Origin of the sequence: Pararhizobium arenae, assembly GCF_001931685.1 — a bacterium.
Taxonomy (GTDB): Bacteria; Pseudomonadota; Alphaproteobacteria; order Rhizobiales; family Rhizobiaceae; genus Pararhizobium; species Pararhizobium arenae.
Genome location: NZ_MOOY01000002.1, coordinates 604,983 through 619,042, shown reverse-complemented (window position 1 = coordinate 619,042; position 14,060 = coordinate 604,983). Strand labels below are relative to the sequence as shown.

The following is a 14,060-nucleotide window of genomic DNA, read 5'->3' as shown; positions in this document are numbered from 1 at the left end:
GATGTTTTGATGAAAAAATAAGCGATTTCTATGGTTTGACTGGCCAATTCGGCGGCATTCAGGTATTTCCGCAACTCCCATCGTGCGGCCATTGTCCGGCTGCGATGAAGCCAAAGGCCAATCTTACCATGTTGACGAGGACGGAAAGCCCGGAAGACGCGGGCACGAGCAATTCGTGGTCGGTGCATTATCGCGCCACCATCGCGCTTGGCATTCCTTTCATCGGTGCGCAGATCGCGCAGTTCGCGATCCACGCGACCGACGTGCTGATGGTGGGCCGGCTCGGGACAACCGAGCTTGCTGCGATGGTTCTGGCCGCCCAGATGTTCTTCACCGTCTTCATCTTCGGCTCCGGCCTTGCCAATGCCGTCGTGCCGATCGTGGCCCAGGCCGAAGGCCGTGGCGACCGCGTCGCTGTTCGTCGTGCCGTGCGCATGGGCATGTGGGCCGTGCTCGGTTATGGCGTTCTGACGGCGCCCCTGCTCTGGTACGCGGAGGCCGTGCTCCGCTTCATGGGCCAGCAGCCGGAGGTCGCAGCACTTGCCGGCCAATACCAGCGTGTCGCCCAGTGGGGGATTTTTCCGGCTCTGTTGTTCATGGTGTTGCGTGGCTTTCTGAGCTCGCTGCAGCGGGCAGGCATCATCCTGTATGTCACGATCGCCATTCTCGCGACCAACGCCGCGATGTGCTACGTCTTCATCTTCGGCCATTTCGGCGCGCCGGCGCTCGGCATTGTCGGTGCGGCGATTGCGGCTCTTGTCGTCAACACGATGAGCTTCGTGCTGCTCTACATCTACATTCAGCGCACGCAGCAGACCCACGATTACGAGATTTTCGTTCGCTTCTGGCGCCCGGACTGGCCGGTGCTGAAAGAAGTCGTGAAGCTCGGTCTGCCGATTGCGGTGACGATCCTTGCTGAAGTCAGCCTCTTCACCGTCGCGTCGCTGCTGATGGGCATGATCGGCACGGTCGAGCTTGCCGCCCATGGCATTGCGCTGCAGTTCGCCTCCGTCGCCTTCATGATCCCGCTGGGATTGGCGCAGGTGGCGACCGTGCGCATCGGCCTTGCCCACGGGCGTCGGGATGCGGAAGGCATCAGGCGCGCGGCACTGGCTGTGCTCGTGCTGGGTTGTGCCTTTGCGGTCGTCGGCAGCCTGGTCTTCGCCCTGTTCTCGCACGAACTGGCGATGCTTTATCTCGACACCCGCAGGCCCGATGCGATGGATGTGATTGCCTATGCCGGGCCGCTGATCGTCATTGCCGGCGCCTTTCAGCTCGTCGATGGCGTGCAGGCGCTCGCCGCCGGCATGCTGCGCGGCCTGAAGGATACGACGGTGCCGATGGTTTTCGCGCTGATCTCCTATTGGGCGATCGGCTTCGTTTCTGCCTATATTCTGGCGTTTCCGCTCGGCTTCGGAGGTCTCGGAATCTGGTACGGTTTCGTCATCGGCCTGACGGCTGCCAGTATCTCGCTCACCTGGCGTTTCTTCCGCTTCCTGTCGCGGGAGAGGAAGGCGCTGGCGCTGCCCGCCTGATCAGGGTCGATCTAATCGCCATAAAGAAAAGGCCCGCATCGCAGGCCTTTTCTTTATGTTCAAACCCGCGCCTTACCGCTCGGCGACCGCCGGCTCGCCCTTCTTTTCTCTGATCATATTGACGAAGCGGCGGAAGAGGTAGTGGCTGTCCTGCGGGCCGGGCGAAGCTTCCGGGTGATGCTGCACCGAGAAGACGTTCTTGCCCTTGAGCCGCAGGCCACAATTGGTGCCATCGAACAGCGAGACGTGGGTTTCTTCCACGCTCTCCGGCAGCGACTTGGCATCGACGGCAAAGCCATGGTTCATCGACACGATCTCGACCTTGCCGGTTGTGTGGTCCTTCACAGGATGGTTGGCGCCGTGGTGGCCCTGGTGCATCTTCTCGGTCTTGCCGCCGAGCGCGAGACCGAGCATCTGGTGGCCGAGGCAGATGCCGAACATCGGAATATCCGTGGTGATCAGTTCCTGGATCACCGGGACGGCATACTCACCGGTTGCCGCCGGGTCCCCCGGGCCATTGGACAGGAAGATGCCGTCCGGCTTCTGGGCCAGAACCTCTTCCGCCGTCGCCGTTGCCGGCATGACGGTGACCTTGCAGTCGAGACCGGCAAAGAGGCGCAGGATATTGCGCTTCACGCCGAAATCCAGCGCAACGATGTGGTGAGCGGCCTTGGCTTCGTCGAGTTCGCCGTAACCTTCGTTCCAGACCCACGGGGTCTGCGTCCAGCGCGAGGACTGGCCGGACGATGCGACCTTGGCGAGGTCGAGACCTTCAAGGCCGCTCCAGGCAGCCGCTTCCGCCTTCAGCGCTTCGATGTCGAAGACGCCGTTCGGATCGTGGGCGATCACAGCGTTTGGCGCGCCGTTTTCACGGATCCAGGCGGTCAGGGCGCGGGTGTCGATGCCGCTGAGGCCGATGATCCCGCGGGCTTTCAGCCATTCGTCGAGATGCTTGGAGGCGCGGTAGTTCGAAGGCTCGGTGATGTCGGCCTTGAAGATCACGCCGACCGCGCCGTGGCGGGCCGCCGGCGTCAGGTCTTCGATGTCTTCGTCATTGGTGCCGATATTGCCGATATGCGGGAAGGTAAAGGTCACGATCTGGCCGAGATAGGAAGGATCGGTCAGGATCTCCTCGTAGCCGGTCAGCGCGGTGTTGAAGCAGACTTCGGCCTGAACGCGGCCGGTTGCGCCGATGCCCTTGCCCTCGATGACCGTGCCGTCGGCAAGAACGAGCAAGGCGGTGGGTTTTTCGGTGGTCCAGGGGGCTGTCGCGGTCATATCTTCTATCCCGTTCGTGTGACGGGAAGCGGGGAGACGCCTCCCGCGGCCGTGTGCCAAATTCTCGTGCTCAGGCATGGGCGCGCGGAAACCCCGCGGTCGCTCAAGATCATGCCAATTTCGGTGCAGGTGCCGGAAAATAGTCCCGCAGGCCCTTGGGGTCAACACCCGCCTGTGAATTGTTCTGAAATAAAAGAAAAGCAAAATCAGATATTTGACTATTCAGTTTGATTGTTTTGCCCATGCTGGTCTAAGACTGCGGCAAATCACAACCCTTGGCGCGGCGCTTTTTGAAGCGGCGCGCCTTCGCCACCGGCGGGAGAAAAACGATATGCGCGAGACGATTAGCGAAGCCCTGAAGACCGCAATGAAGACCAAGGATCAGCGCCGCGTTTCGACGCTGCGCCTCGTTCAGGCGGCGATCAAGGAGCGCGATATCGCCAACCGTGGCGCGGGCAAGGATGCGGCGTCCGACGACGAGGTGCTGCAGCTGCTGGCCAAGATGGTCAAGCAGCGCGAGGAATCGGCCAAAATATACGACGATGCCGGCCGCCCGGAGCTTGCCGCCCATGAGCGCGAGGAAATCGCCATCATTTCGGATTTCCAGCCTGAGCAGTTTTCCGACGACAAGGTGCGCGCGGTAACCGCCGAGGTTATTGCTGAAGTCGGCGCCGCCGGCATCAAGGACATGGGCAAGTGCATGGCGATCCTGAAGGAGCGTTACGCCGGCCAGATGGATTTCGCCAAGGCCTCGTCGATCCTCAAGGAATTGCTGTCAGCTCTCTGACAACGGGCAGCGCTGCTGCCTCAGCTTCGAATGCCGCATCAATGATGGCGAACTTTTCCGCCTGATAGTTGCGGTATTCGTCGATGAAACCCTGCGACAGCCAGAGTCCGGCGCCCGGGCCTGTGCCGTTGAAGCCGAGGCTCCCCATTTCCGAGGCACGCTTCATCAGCCGCTTGAAATGGGTTTTCGAAATCATGAAGGTACGGCAGAGATCCGCCGCCACGATCGGCCCGATATCGATCTTCTCCGCCTCCGGGCTCCATTCCTGGATACGGCCGATGAAATAATCCATGACACCGCCGCCGGCGTTCGCCCAGGTGAAGAGGTTGAAGGCTTCCCCGGGATTGCGCACCCGCTGGTTTTCCAGAATGCCGTAGCCGATCCTCGCCTCGAGAGACGCAAATATAGCCGGGTTCCCGGCGAGGGTGGCAACGCGCGCGCCACCATCGAGATGATCGAGAAGGCTGAGATGCAGGTGCATCCATTTCCGCAGGGGATCCAGCGCCAACTCGGTAACGTCGAGCAGCCGCGTGCGGCGATCCGGCGGGTTTTCCCGATATTTGACGAAGCGATAGGCAAGCATCTCCTGCATGAAGACTGCTGCCGTGTTGCGGCTGGCGACGTCATAATCGACGATCGTTGAAACGAGACGGCCGGAATAGAGGCCGGGCTGCTTGCCAAGTGCGGGGCATCCATAGAAAAGCGCGAAACCGGCCTGTGCCATCAGCCAGCGCTGCTGCGAAGCGAAGATCGAGCTTTCCCGAGGTTGTTGGATAAAGAGCGACGTCATAGCGCGCGCGCCATCACGCATCGCCATGAAAAATGCTCCACTCTCCGCCAATGCTTGTGCAGTGAAAGCCATCGTCAAAATCCGAGAAAATATGGACGACTTCATCGCTGTTGCGACCGAGCAGTGTCAAACCTTTTATTGTTTCACCGTGTATATAAGAAAACCCTTTCAGAGATGCGGGCTGTGAATTGCGGGCATCCCCGATATCGTCGGTAGCGTGGCGCTTCTTTGACGCCTATATGAAGGCCAGATCAGAGGTTTTCATGCGCTTTTCCAACGCCTTTCTCGATGAAATTCGCGACCGCGTTCCAATTTCGGACGTGATTGGCAAGCGCGTGAGCTGGGATCGCAAGAAGACCAACCAGTCGCGTGGCGATTTCTGGGCCTGCTGCCCCTTTCACGGCGAAAAATCCCCGAGTTTCCATTGTGAGGACCGCAAGGGCCGCTACCACTGCTTCGGCTGCGGTGTTTCCGGCGATCATTTCCGCTTCCTCACCGATCTTGACGGCATGAGCTTTCCGGAGGCCGTGCAGCAGATTGCCGATCTCGCCGGCGTGGCGATGCCGCAGCCCGATGTCGAGGCCGAGAAACGTGACCGTCAGCGGGCGAGCCTTCAGGACGTCATGGAAATGGCGACGCAGTTCTTTCAGGATCAGTTGCAGACGGCGGGCGGCGCCAAGGCCCGGGCCTATTTGCGCGACCGCGGCCTGACGGGACGCACGATCGAAACCTTCCGGCTGGGCTATGCGCCTGAAAGCCGCAACGCCTTGAAGGAATATCTGGCGACCAAGGGCGTGGCCAAGGAGCAGATCGAGGCCTGCGGCCTTGTCGTTCATGGGCCTGATATCCCTGTGTCCTACGATCGTTTCCGTGATCGCATCATGTTTCCCATCCTTTCGGCCCGCGAGAAGGTGATCGCCTTCGGCGGTCGTGCGATGTCGCCGGATGCGCCGGCCAAATACCTGAACTCCAACGAAACGGAACTCTTCCACAAGGGCAATGTGCTCTACAATTTCGCCCGGGCGCGCCGGGCGATGGGTGGAGCCGATGGCGCGGGTACGATCATTGCGGTTGAAGGCTATATGGATGTGATCGCGCTGCATCAGGCCGGCATTGAAAATGCCGTTGCCCCGCTGGGCACGGCACTGACGGAAAACCAGCTCGACTTGCTCTGGAAGCTGGCACAACAACCGATCCTGTGTTTCGACGGCGACGGCGCCGGCATTCGCGCCGCCAATCGCGCGGTTGATCTCGCGCTTCCGCATCTGAAGCCCGGCCGCTCCGTGCGGTTCGCGCTCTTGCCCGACGGCAAGGACCCCGACGATCTGGTGCGCAACGATGGTCGCGGCCCCTTCGACAAGGTGCTGGCCTCGGCGCGCTCGCTGTCTGAAATGGTATGGACGCGCGAAGTGCAGTCGGCGAACTTCGACACGCCGGAGAAACGTGCGGAACTGGAAGCCACGCTCAAACAGGTCGTATCCGTGATCGCCGATGAAAATGTGCGTCGCCACTACGGGCAGGATATCCGTGATCGGCTGAACGGCTTCTTTCAGGGCAGCAACCGCCAGCAGAGTGGACAGAGAAACTTTGAGCGCGGGCAATCCGCGGGTCGCGGCGGACGTGGTGGGCAGGCCGGACGCAACAACAGCTTTTCCCAGCGCGAATCCGGCGGCGTTTCCGATCGACTGGCCCGATCGTCACTCGTAACCGGCGGCCAGAGCCTTCCCGTGCTGCGCGAAAGCGTACTTGCCTTGACGATCGTCAACCATCCGCAACTGTTGTTCGAAGAATACGACGAGATTTCCGCGATCGACTTTGACAATCGCGACCTCCAGCGCTTCTGGTCGTCCGTCCTCAACACGGCTGCCGCCAAAGGTCCGCGACTTTCCCGTGACGGGCTGATGGAGCAGCTCGAAGCAGACGGCTTCGGCACGCTGCTAAAGACGCTCGACCAGCAAATCCGGTTTGCGCGGCTCTGGACGGCATCGGCCGAGGCTGCGCCGGAAGATGCGCGAGAAGGCTATCTTCAGGCGCTTTCCCTTCACAAGCGGACGAAGGCCCTGTTGTGGCAGCGCCGGGAACTGGAAATGGAACTGGGCCACGCCACCGAAGAAGGCGACCTCGAAAGCGTCGACCAGATCCTGCGCACGTTGCAGGAAGTCCAGCTGGAAGTGACGCGGCTTGAGAATCAGGAGGCGATCATAGACGGCTTTGGCGTGTTGTCTGGCCGGGTAAAAGGTCCGGCGGGCAAATAGCCCAGCTCTCAATCGGTCGGAAACTCGTCATAGGCGGGCAAACCATCCGTGATCTCGTACCATGAGGCCTTGGATCCCACGAAGATATGGGCGGTCGGGCGGATCGACGGCTGATCCGCCAGCGTGCCCATCGTCACATGGACATATCGCCCTTCCCGCACGACGGAATGGAGAAGCGAGCCGCATGTCGCACAATGAACGTCATGCTCTGCCTGCGGATCGCCATAGATCAAAACCGCATCGCCACCCTCGACGATTATCAAAGCCGAGCTGGAAATCCCGGCAAAAGGCTTGAAGGCAGACCCGGTGGCACGACGGCAATTCGAGCAATGACAATTCATCGCATATTCGAATGCATCCTCCACCTCGTATCGAACCGCGCCGCACAGGCATCCGCCTCGCAGACGGCGCGGTCCCTCCCCTTCGGCCATTGGCTCAGATATCGCTGTTGAACGTGTCGCAGGCGGAAAGCTTGCCACTGTCGAAGCCGCGCTTGAACCAGGTTGCGCGCTGCTCCGACGTACCGTGGTTGAAGCTTTCCGGCACGACATAGCCCTGCGTCCGCTTCTGCAGCGTATCGTCGCCGATCTGGGTCGCGGCATTCAGCGCCTCTTCGAGATCGCCCTGCTCCAGCAAACCCTTCTGCTCGGTATATTTGCCCCAGATGCCGGCGAAGCAGTCCGCCTGCAGCTCGACGCGAACCGACATCTCGTTCGAATCCGCTTCGCTCATGCGCTGGCGCTGTGCATTGACCTTGGGCAGAATGCCGAGAAGGTTCTGCACGTGATGACCCACTTCATGGGCGATGACATAGGCTTCCGCAAAATCGCCGGCCGCATCGAAACGCTGTGCGAGTTCATCGAAGAACGACATGTCGAGATAGACCTTCCGGTCACCGGGGCAATAGAACGGGCCGGTGGCCGAGGACGCGCTGCCGCATGCCGAAGTGATACCGTCACGGAAGAGAACCAGTTTCGGCTCCTCGTAGGTCTCGCCGCTCGCCTGGAAAATGCCGTTCCAGGTGTCTTCGGTCTCGGCAAGCACGGTGGCGACGAAGGCCTTGCGCTCTTCCTCTTCCGCCGAGCCCTGCGTGGTGCCCTCGCTCTGCTCGTAACCGGACGGGCTTGGGCTTGTCTGCCCGCCATCCATCACCTGCAACAGGTCGATGCCCATCATCTTCAAAACGAAATAGATCACCACGAGAAAGATGATCGTGCCGATGCTCAGGCCGCCACCGCGACCGCCACCGCCGGTCGGAATCCTGAAACCGCCGCCACGCCCGAACGGGTTGCCGCCCAAACCGCCGCGCACGGGTCCGGAGCCGCGTGCATCCTCAATGTTGCCTGATTGGCGACGGCCTTTCCATTCCATGGTGCGACTCCCCGTCTGCGTGTCTTTCTGTTGAAGCCGCGAAAACTGGCCTCACGCCAGCATATAACGCGCCAGACGCGAATTTGTGCAAGGCCTAATCGAGAAACTTCAGCGAGGGAAAAATGAGGCTTGTGGCTGGCATGCAGGCCAGGAACATGACAGCATATATGCTCGCTTTGGGAGGAGCGCGACATGAAGGCGATGCGTCTGGAAGCAATCGGTAAACTGTTTGTTCGCGAGGTCGAAAAACCGCAGCCGGGACCGGAGGATCTGCTGGTCAAGGTGGAAGCCTGCGGCATCTGCGGCACCGATCGTCACCTGCTGCACGGCGAGTTTCCCTCCACGCCGCCCGTGACGCTCGGTCACGAATTCTGCGGCATTGTCGAGGCGGTGGGCGATGCCGTCAACGGCTTTCGTCCGGGCATGCGCATCACCGGCGATCCCAATATTTCCTGCGGCCTCTGCCCGCAATGCCAGGCGGGCCGCGTCAATCTCTGCGCCAACCTGAAGGCGATCGGCATCAGCCGCGACGGCGGGTTTGCAGACTACGTTATCGTGCCGCAGAAACAGGCGTTCGACATACCGCTGAGCTTGCCCGCCGAACATGGCGCCTTTTGCGAACCGCTGGCCTGCTGCCTTCACGGTATCGACATGGCCGCGATCAAGGCAGGCTCCTCCGTCATCGTGCTCGGTGGCGGCGTGATCGGTCTGTTGACCGTCCAGCTTGCCAGATTGGCGGGTGCAACGACCGTCATTCTCTCGACACGGCAGAAATCCAAACGCGATCTCGCTGAAGACCTCGGCGCGACCGCCAGCTTCGATCCGTCGGATGACGATCCGGTTGACGGGCTTGTCGGCAAAAGGGGCCTGCTGCCCGGCGGAGCCGATGTTGTCATCGAATGCGCCGGCGTGCGCGAAACGGTGGCTCAGGCACCGAAGCTTGCCAAGTCCGGCGGCACGGTGGTCATTCTCGGCGTGCTGGCCCAGGGAGAGAAGGTCGAGATCGAGCCTTTCGACATTCTGTTTCGGGAGCTGCGCGTGATCGGCTCCTTCATCAATCCCCACACCCATCGCCGCGCGGCCGATCTGGTGGGGTCAGGAAAGGTCAATGTGGAAAAGCTGATCTCACGGCGGATCACGCTCGATGAAGCGCCCGAGGCGATCCGCAATCCCGCCCGCTCCGGCGAGATCAAGGTGCTGGTGATGGCGGGGATTTAAACCCCGCCTTCCAAAATCAACGATCGATCGTTGCCTGATTTGCGGGCGCATAACGCGCGCCGGAGATGCGGTCGGGCGCCAGTGCCGCATCGAGCTCGGCCATCTCATCTGGAGAGAGGACGATATCGGCAGCAGCAATATTCTGCTCCAGATAACGGCGACGCTTGGTGCCGGGGATCGGCACGATGTCACTTCCCTTGCCGAGAATCCACGCAAGCGCGATCTGGCCCGGTGCCGCATCGTGGCGCGCGGCAATGTCCTTGACGATGCTCGCGGCCTTCACGTTCGCATCGTAGTTCTCGCCCTGATAACGCGGATCGTTGCGACGGAAATCACCTTCCGGATAGTCTTCCGCCCGCTTGACCTCGCCCGTGAGAAAACCACGACCGAGCGGTGAGAACGGCACGAGGCCGATGCCGAGGTCGCGCAGCGCCGGAATGACATCCGCCTCCAGATTGCGCTCCCAGGGCGAGTATTCACTTTGCACTGCAGACACAGGATGCACCACATGTGCCTTGCGGATATTGGCAACGCCCGCCTCGGAAAGGCCGAAGAAACGCACCTTGCCCTCCTTGACGAGATCGGAAACCGTGCCCGCAACATCCGCAATCGGCACGTTCGGATCGACGCGGTGCTGATAGAGAAGGTCGATATGATCGGTGCGCAGCCGTCTCAGCGATCCTTCGACGGCATAGCGGATGTTGGCGGGCGAACTGTCGAGACTGGTGCCCTGCTGCTTGCCATCCCGGATGACGAAGCCGAATTTTGTCGCAATCGTCACCTCGCTGCGTCGCCCCGCCAACGCGCGACCGAGCAACTCCTCGTTCTTCAGTGGTCCGTAGACCTCCGCGGTATCGAGAAAGGTACAGCCGAGCTCGATGGCGCGGTGCAGCGTGGCAATCGATTCTGTCTCGTCGGCCGGGCCGTAGGATTGGCTCATGCCCATGCAGCCGAGGCCAAGGGCGGAAACCTCAAGCCCTTGCGAGCCGAGCTTGCGTTTTTGAAGTGTCACGAATTATGTCCTTCCAGAACAGGAAATACATCTCCAGACATAGGTTTAGCCGTCGCCCGTTAAATGGCTGGCTGAAGATTTATTGTCGTTCCTGCAAAGGATTCACTGCCTGCGGCAAAGATTCGGATTTTCTGTCGAATCCTTGATTTTCGGGGTTCCGCTTACGGACACATTTGCCTATAAGCCGCTTCTAGCCTTTTACGACTGACAAGCATGCGCCCCGGCCGGTGATCCTCTCACCCTGCCGGTTTTTCGCGCACGCGCAAGAATGGATAGAGCCCATGCCCAAGCGCCAAGATTTGAAATCGATCCTCATCATCGGCGCGGGTCCGATCGTCATCGGCCAGGCATGCGAATTCGACTATTCCGGCACCCAGGCCTGCAAGGCCCTGAAGGAAGAAGGCTACCGGGTCATTCTGGTCAACTCCAATCCAGCGACGATCATGACCGACCCGGGCCTTGCCGACGCGACCTATGTCGAGCCGATCACGCCGGAAGTCGTCGCAAAGATCATCGCCAAGGAGCGCCCGGACGCGCTGTTGCCGACTATGGGCGGCCAGACCGCGCTCAACACCGCGCTCTCTTTGAAGCGCATGGGCGTGCTCGACCGCTACAACGTCGAAATGATCGGCGCCAAGCCCGCGGCGATCGACATGGCCGAAGACCGCGCCCTATTCCGCGAAGCTATGGCCCGCATCGGCCTTGAAACCCCGCGCTCGCTGCTCGCCAACGCCACCGAAATCAAGGACGCCGACCGCAAGACCCACGAAGCCGAGCGTACCAAGCTGAAGGCTTCACTGACCGGCGCTGATCTCGACAAGGCCCTGGACGAGCTGGAAAACCAGTGGAACCTCGGCGAAACCGACCGCAAGCAGCGCTACATGAGCCACGCGATGGCGATTGCTGCGCAGGCAATCGACGAAGTCGGTCTGCCCGCCATCATCCGCCCCTCCTTCACGCTCGGCGGCACCGGCGGCGGCATTGCCTATAACCGTTCGGAATTCTTTGAGATCGTTTCGGGCGGCCTCGATGCCTCGCCGACCACCGAAGTCCTGATCGAAGAGTCGGTTCTCGGCTGGAAGGAATATGAAATGGAAGTGGTTCGCGACACCGCGGACAACTGCATCATCATCTGCTCGATCGAGAACATCGACCCGATGGGCGTCCACACGGGCGATTCTATCACGGTTGCGCCGGCCCTGACGCTGACCGACAAGGAATACCAGATCATGCGCAACGCCTCGATCGCGGTGCTGCGCGAGATCGGCGTCGAAACCGGCGGCTCGAACGTGCAGTTCGCCGTCAACCCGGCCAATGGCCGTCTCGTCGTCATCGAAATGAACCCGCGCGTGTCGCGCTCGTCTGCGCTGGCCTCCAAGGCAACCGGCTTCCCGATCGCCAAGATCGCTGCAAAGCTCGCTGTCGGCTACACGCTCGACGAACTGGAAAACGACATCACCGGCGGCGCGACGCCGGCCTCGTTCGAACCCTCGATCGATTACGTCGTCACCAAAATCCCGCGTTTCGCCTTCGAAAAGTTCCCCGGCGCCGGCACCACGCTGACGACGGCGATGAAATCGGTCGGCGAAGTCATGGCCATCGGCCGCACCTTTGCCGAATCCTTGCAGAAGGCGCTGCGCGGCATGGAAACCGGCCTCACCGGCCTCGATGAAATCGAAATTCCGGGCCTCGGCGACGGCAACGACAAGAACGCGATGCGCGCGGCAATCGGCACACCGACCCCGGACAGACTGCGCATGGTCGCTCAGGCCCTGCGCATGGGCATGAGCGAGCAGGAAGTGCACGAAGGCTCGAAGATCGATCCGTGGTTCATCGCCCAGTTGAAGGCGATCGTCGATATGGAAGCCCGTATTCGCGAACACGGCCTGCCGGGCGACGCTGAAAACCTGCGCAAGCTGAAAGCCATGGGCTTCTCCGACGCCCGCCTCGCCACCCTCTCCGGCAAGCGCCCGAAGGAAGTGGCCGAGCTGCGCAACGGGCTCAACGTCCGTCCGGTGTTCAAGCGCATCGACACCTGCGCCGCCGAATTCGCCTCGCCGACCGCCTATATGTATTCAACCTACGAAACGCCCTTTAACGGTGCGGCGCGCTCCGAGGCCGGCATCTCCGACCGCAAGAAGGTCGTGATCCTCGGCGGCGGTCCGAACCGGATCGGCCAGGGCATCGAGTTCGACTATTGCTGCTGCCACGCCGCCTTCGCCCTGAAGGACGCCGGCTATGAAGCGATCATGATCAACTGCAACCCGGAAACCGTCTCCACCGACTACGACACGTCGGATCGCCTCTACTTCGAACCGCTGACGGCCGAAGACGTGATCGAAATCCTGAAGGCGGAGCAGGAAAAGGGTGAAGTCGTCGGTGTCATCGTGCAGTTTGGCGGCCAGACCCCGCTGAAGCTCGCCGATGCTCTGGAGCGCAACGGCATCCCGATCCTCGGCACCGCGCCGGATGCGATCGACCTTGCCGAAGACCGCGACCGCTTCCAGAAGCTCTTGATGAAGCTCGATCTCAACCAGCCGAACAACGGCATCGCTTACTCCGTCGAGCAGGCCCGCACGGTGGCCTCGGAAATCGGCTTCCCGCTGGTCGTGCGCCCGTCCTACGTTCTCGGCGGCCGCGCCATGCAGATCATCCATTCGGAATCGATGCTGCAGACCTACCTGCTCGACACCGTGCCGGAACTGGTGCCGGAAGACATCAAGCAGCGCTACCCGAACGATAAGACCGGCCAGATCAACACCCTGCTCGGCAAGAACCCGCTGTTGTTCGACTCGTATCTGACCAACGCCATCGAAGTTGACGTCGATTGCCTCTGCGATGGCACCGACGTCTATGTGGCCGGCATCATGGAGCATATCGAAGAAGCCGGCATCCACTCGGGCGACTCGGCCTGCTCGCTGCCGCCACGCACACTGTCCGACGAGATGATCGACGAACTGGAGCGTCAGGCCAAAGCCATGGCCAAGGCGCTGAACGTCGGCGGCCTGATGAATGTGCAGTTCGCCATCAAGGACGGCACCGTCTATGTGCTCGAAGTCAACCCGCGTGCATCCCGCACCGTGCCCTTCGTCGCCAAGACCATCGGCGCGCCGATCGCCAAGATCGCCGCCCGTGTCATGGCAGGCGAGAAGCTCGATGCGACTTTCGCGGCTTATGGAGAGAAGCCCGATCCGCGCAAGCTGAAGCACATTGCCGTCAAGGAAGCCGTGTTCCCGTTTGCGCGCTTCCCCGGCGTCGATATCCTGCTCGGACCGGAAATGCGCTCGACCGGCGAGGTCATCGGCCTCGACAACGATTTCGCGCTTGCCTTCGCCAAGGCACAGCTCGGCGCCGGCGTCGACCTGCCGCGCGATGGCGCGGTGTTCGTCTCGGTGCGTGACGAAGACAAGGAGCGTGTTCTGCCCGCCATCCGCATCCTCACCGATATCGGCTTCAAGGTCATTGCCACCGGCGGCACTCAGCGCTTCCTCGCCGAAAACGGCATCGAGGCGACCAAGGTGAACAAGGTGCAGGAAGGACGTCCTCATATCGAGGACTCGATCCGCAATCGGCAGGTCCAGCTCGTGATCAACACGACCGATGGCAACAAGGCGATTTCGGACTCGAAATCGCTGCGCCGCGCGACACTTATGCAGAAGGTGCCATACTACACGACCATGGCGGGCGCCGAAGCTGCCGCAAATGCCATCAAGGCACTGAAGGCCGGAAGCCTGGAAGTGCGGCCGCTGCAGAGCTACTTCTAAAGAAATACTGCCTATCTGAATCGAAACGGCCCCAATTCGGGCCGCTTCTT

General features: G+C 61.2%; 10 protein-coding genes. 5 read left to right on the top strand and 5 right to left on the bottom strand.

What is annotated here, in order from left to right; translation table 11 throughout:
• Nucleotides 1-128 precede the first annotated feature (128 nt).
• A complete protein-coding gene (locus BLX89_RS06325; protein ID WP_075289870.1) occupies nt 129-1,535 on the top strand; it encodes an MATE family efflux transporter in 1,407 nt (468 codons plus the stop codon).
• Nucleotides 1,536-1,607: 72 nt separating this feature from the next.
• On the opposite strand, the gene carA is transcribed toward BLX89_RS06325, so the two are convergent.
• Nucleotides 1,608-2,813 (bottom strand): glutamine-hydrolyzing carbamoyl-phosphate synthase small subunit, encoded by a 1,206-nt coding sequence (gene carA, locus BLX89_RS06320; protein WP_075289778.1) that lies wholly within the window; start codon nt 2,811-2,813, stop codon nt 1,608-1,610.
• 331 nt (nt 2,814-3,144) lie between these two features.
• On the opposite strand from carA, the gene BLX89_RS06315 reads away from it, so the two are divergent.
• Nucleotides 3,145-3,600: a GatB/YqeY domain-containing protein gene (locus tag BLX89_RS06315; RefSeq protein ID WP_075289777.1), complete on the top strand. Its 456-nt coding sequence runs from the start codon at nt 3,145-3,147 to the stop codon at nt 3,598-3,600.
• Here the strand turns inward: BLX89_RS06315 and BLX89_RS06310 are convergent.
• On the bottom strand, nt 3,575-4,417 hold the full coding sequence (locus BLX89_RS06310; RefSeq protein WP_245292760.1) for a hypothetical protein: 843 nt from the start codon (nt 4,415-4,417) through the stop codon (nt 3,575-3,577). The genes BLX89_RS06315 and BLX89_RS06310 overlap by 26 nt on opposite strands.
• Nucleotides 4,418-4,653: 236 nt before the next feature.
• Here BLX89_RS06310 and dnaG point away from each other — a divergent pair, with 236 nt between their 5' ends.
• Nucleotides 4,654-6,645: a DNA primase gene (gene dnaG / locus BLX89_RS06305; protein WP_075289775.1), complete on the top strand. Its 1,992-nt coding sequence runs from the start codon at nt 4,654-4,656 to the stop codon at nt 6,643-6,645.
• Nucleotides 6,646-6,653: 8 nt separating this feature from the next.
• On the opposite strand, the gene BLX89_RS06300 is transcribed toward dnaG, so the two are convergent.
• Both BLX89_RS06300 and ypfJ read right to left on the bottom strand, forming a co-directional pair.
• Complete coding sequence (locus tag BLX89_RS06300) at nt 6,654-7,076, bottom strand: GFA family protein (protein WP_075289774.1); 423 nt, start codon at nt 7,074-7,076, stop codon at nt 6,654-6,656.
• 4 nt (nt 7,077-7,080) lie between these two features.
• The gene (gene ypfJ / locus BLX89_RS06295) at nt 7,081-8,016 is read right to left on the bottom strand and encodes a KPN_02809 family neutral zinc metallopeptidase (protein ID WP_075289773.1); all 936 of its coding nucleotides are present in this window, start codon (nt 8,014-8,016) and stop codon (nt 7,081-7,083) included.
• 192 nt (nt 8,017-8,208) lie between these two features.
• On the opposite strand from ypfJ, the gene BLX89_RS06290 reads away from it, so the two are divergent.
• On the top strand, nt 8,209-9,234 hold the full coding sequence (locus BLX89_RS06290) for a zinc-dependent alcohol dehydrogenase family protein (protein ID WP_075289772.1): 1,026 nt from the start codon (nt 8,209-8,211) through the stop codon (nt 9,232-9,234).
• A 16-nt stretch (nt 9,235-9,250) separates the two neighbouring features.
• Here the strand turns inward: BLX89_RS06290 and BLX89_RS06285 are convergent, their stop codons facing one another.
• Nucleotides 9,251-10,246 carry an aldo/keto reductase gene (locus BLX89_RS06285; protein ID WP_075289771.1) on the bottom strand — a complete coding sequence of 332 codons (996 nt, stop codon included), beginning with the start codon at nt 10,244-10,246 and terminating at the stop codon, nt 9,251-9,253.
• A gap of 281 nt (nt 10,247-10,527) precedes the next feature.
• Here BLX89_RS06285 and carB point away from each other — a divergent pair, with 281 nt between their 5' ends.
• Nucleotides 10,528-14,010 (top strand): carbamoyl-phosphate synthase large subunit, encoded by a 3,483-nt coding sequence (gene carB, locus BLX89_RS06280; RefSeq protein ID WP_075289770.1) that lies wholly within the window; start codon nt 10,528-10,530, stop codon nt 14,008-14,010.
• Nucleotides 14,011-14,060 lie beyond the last annotated feature (50 nt).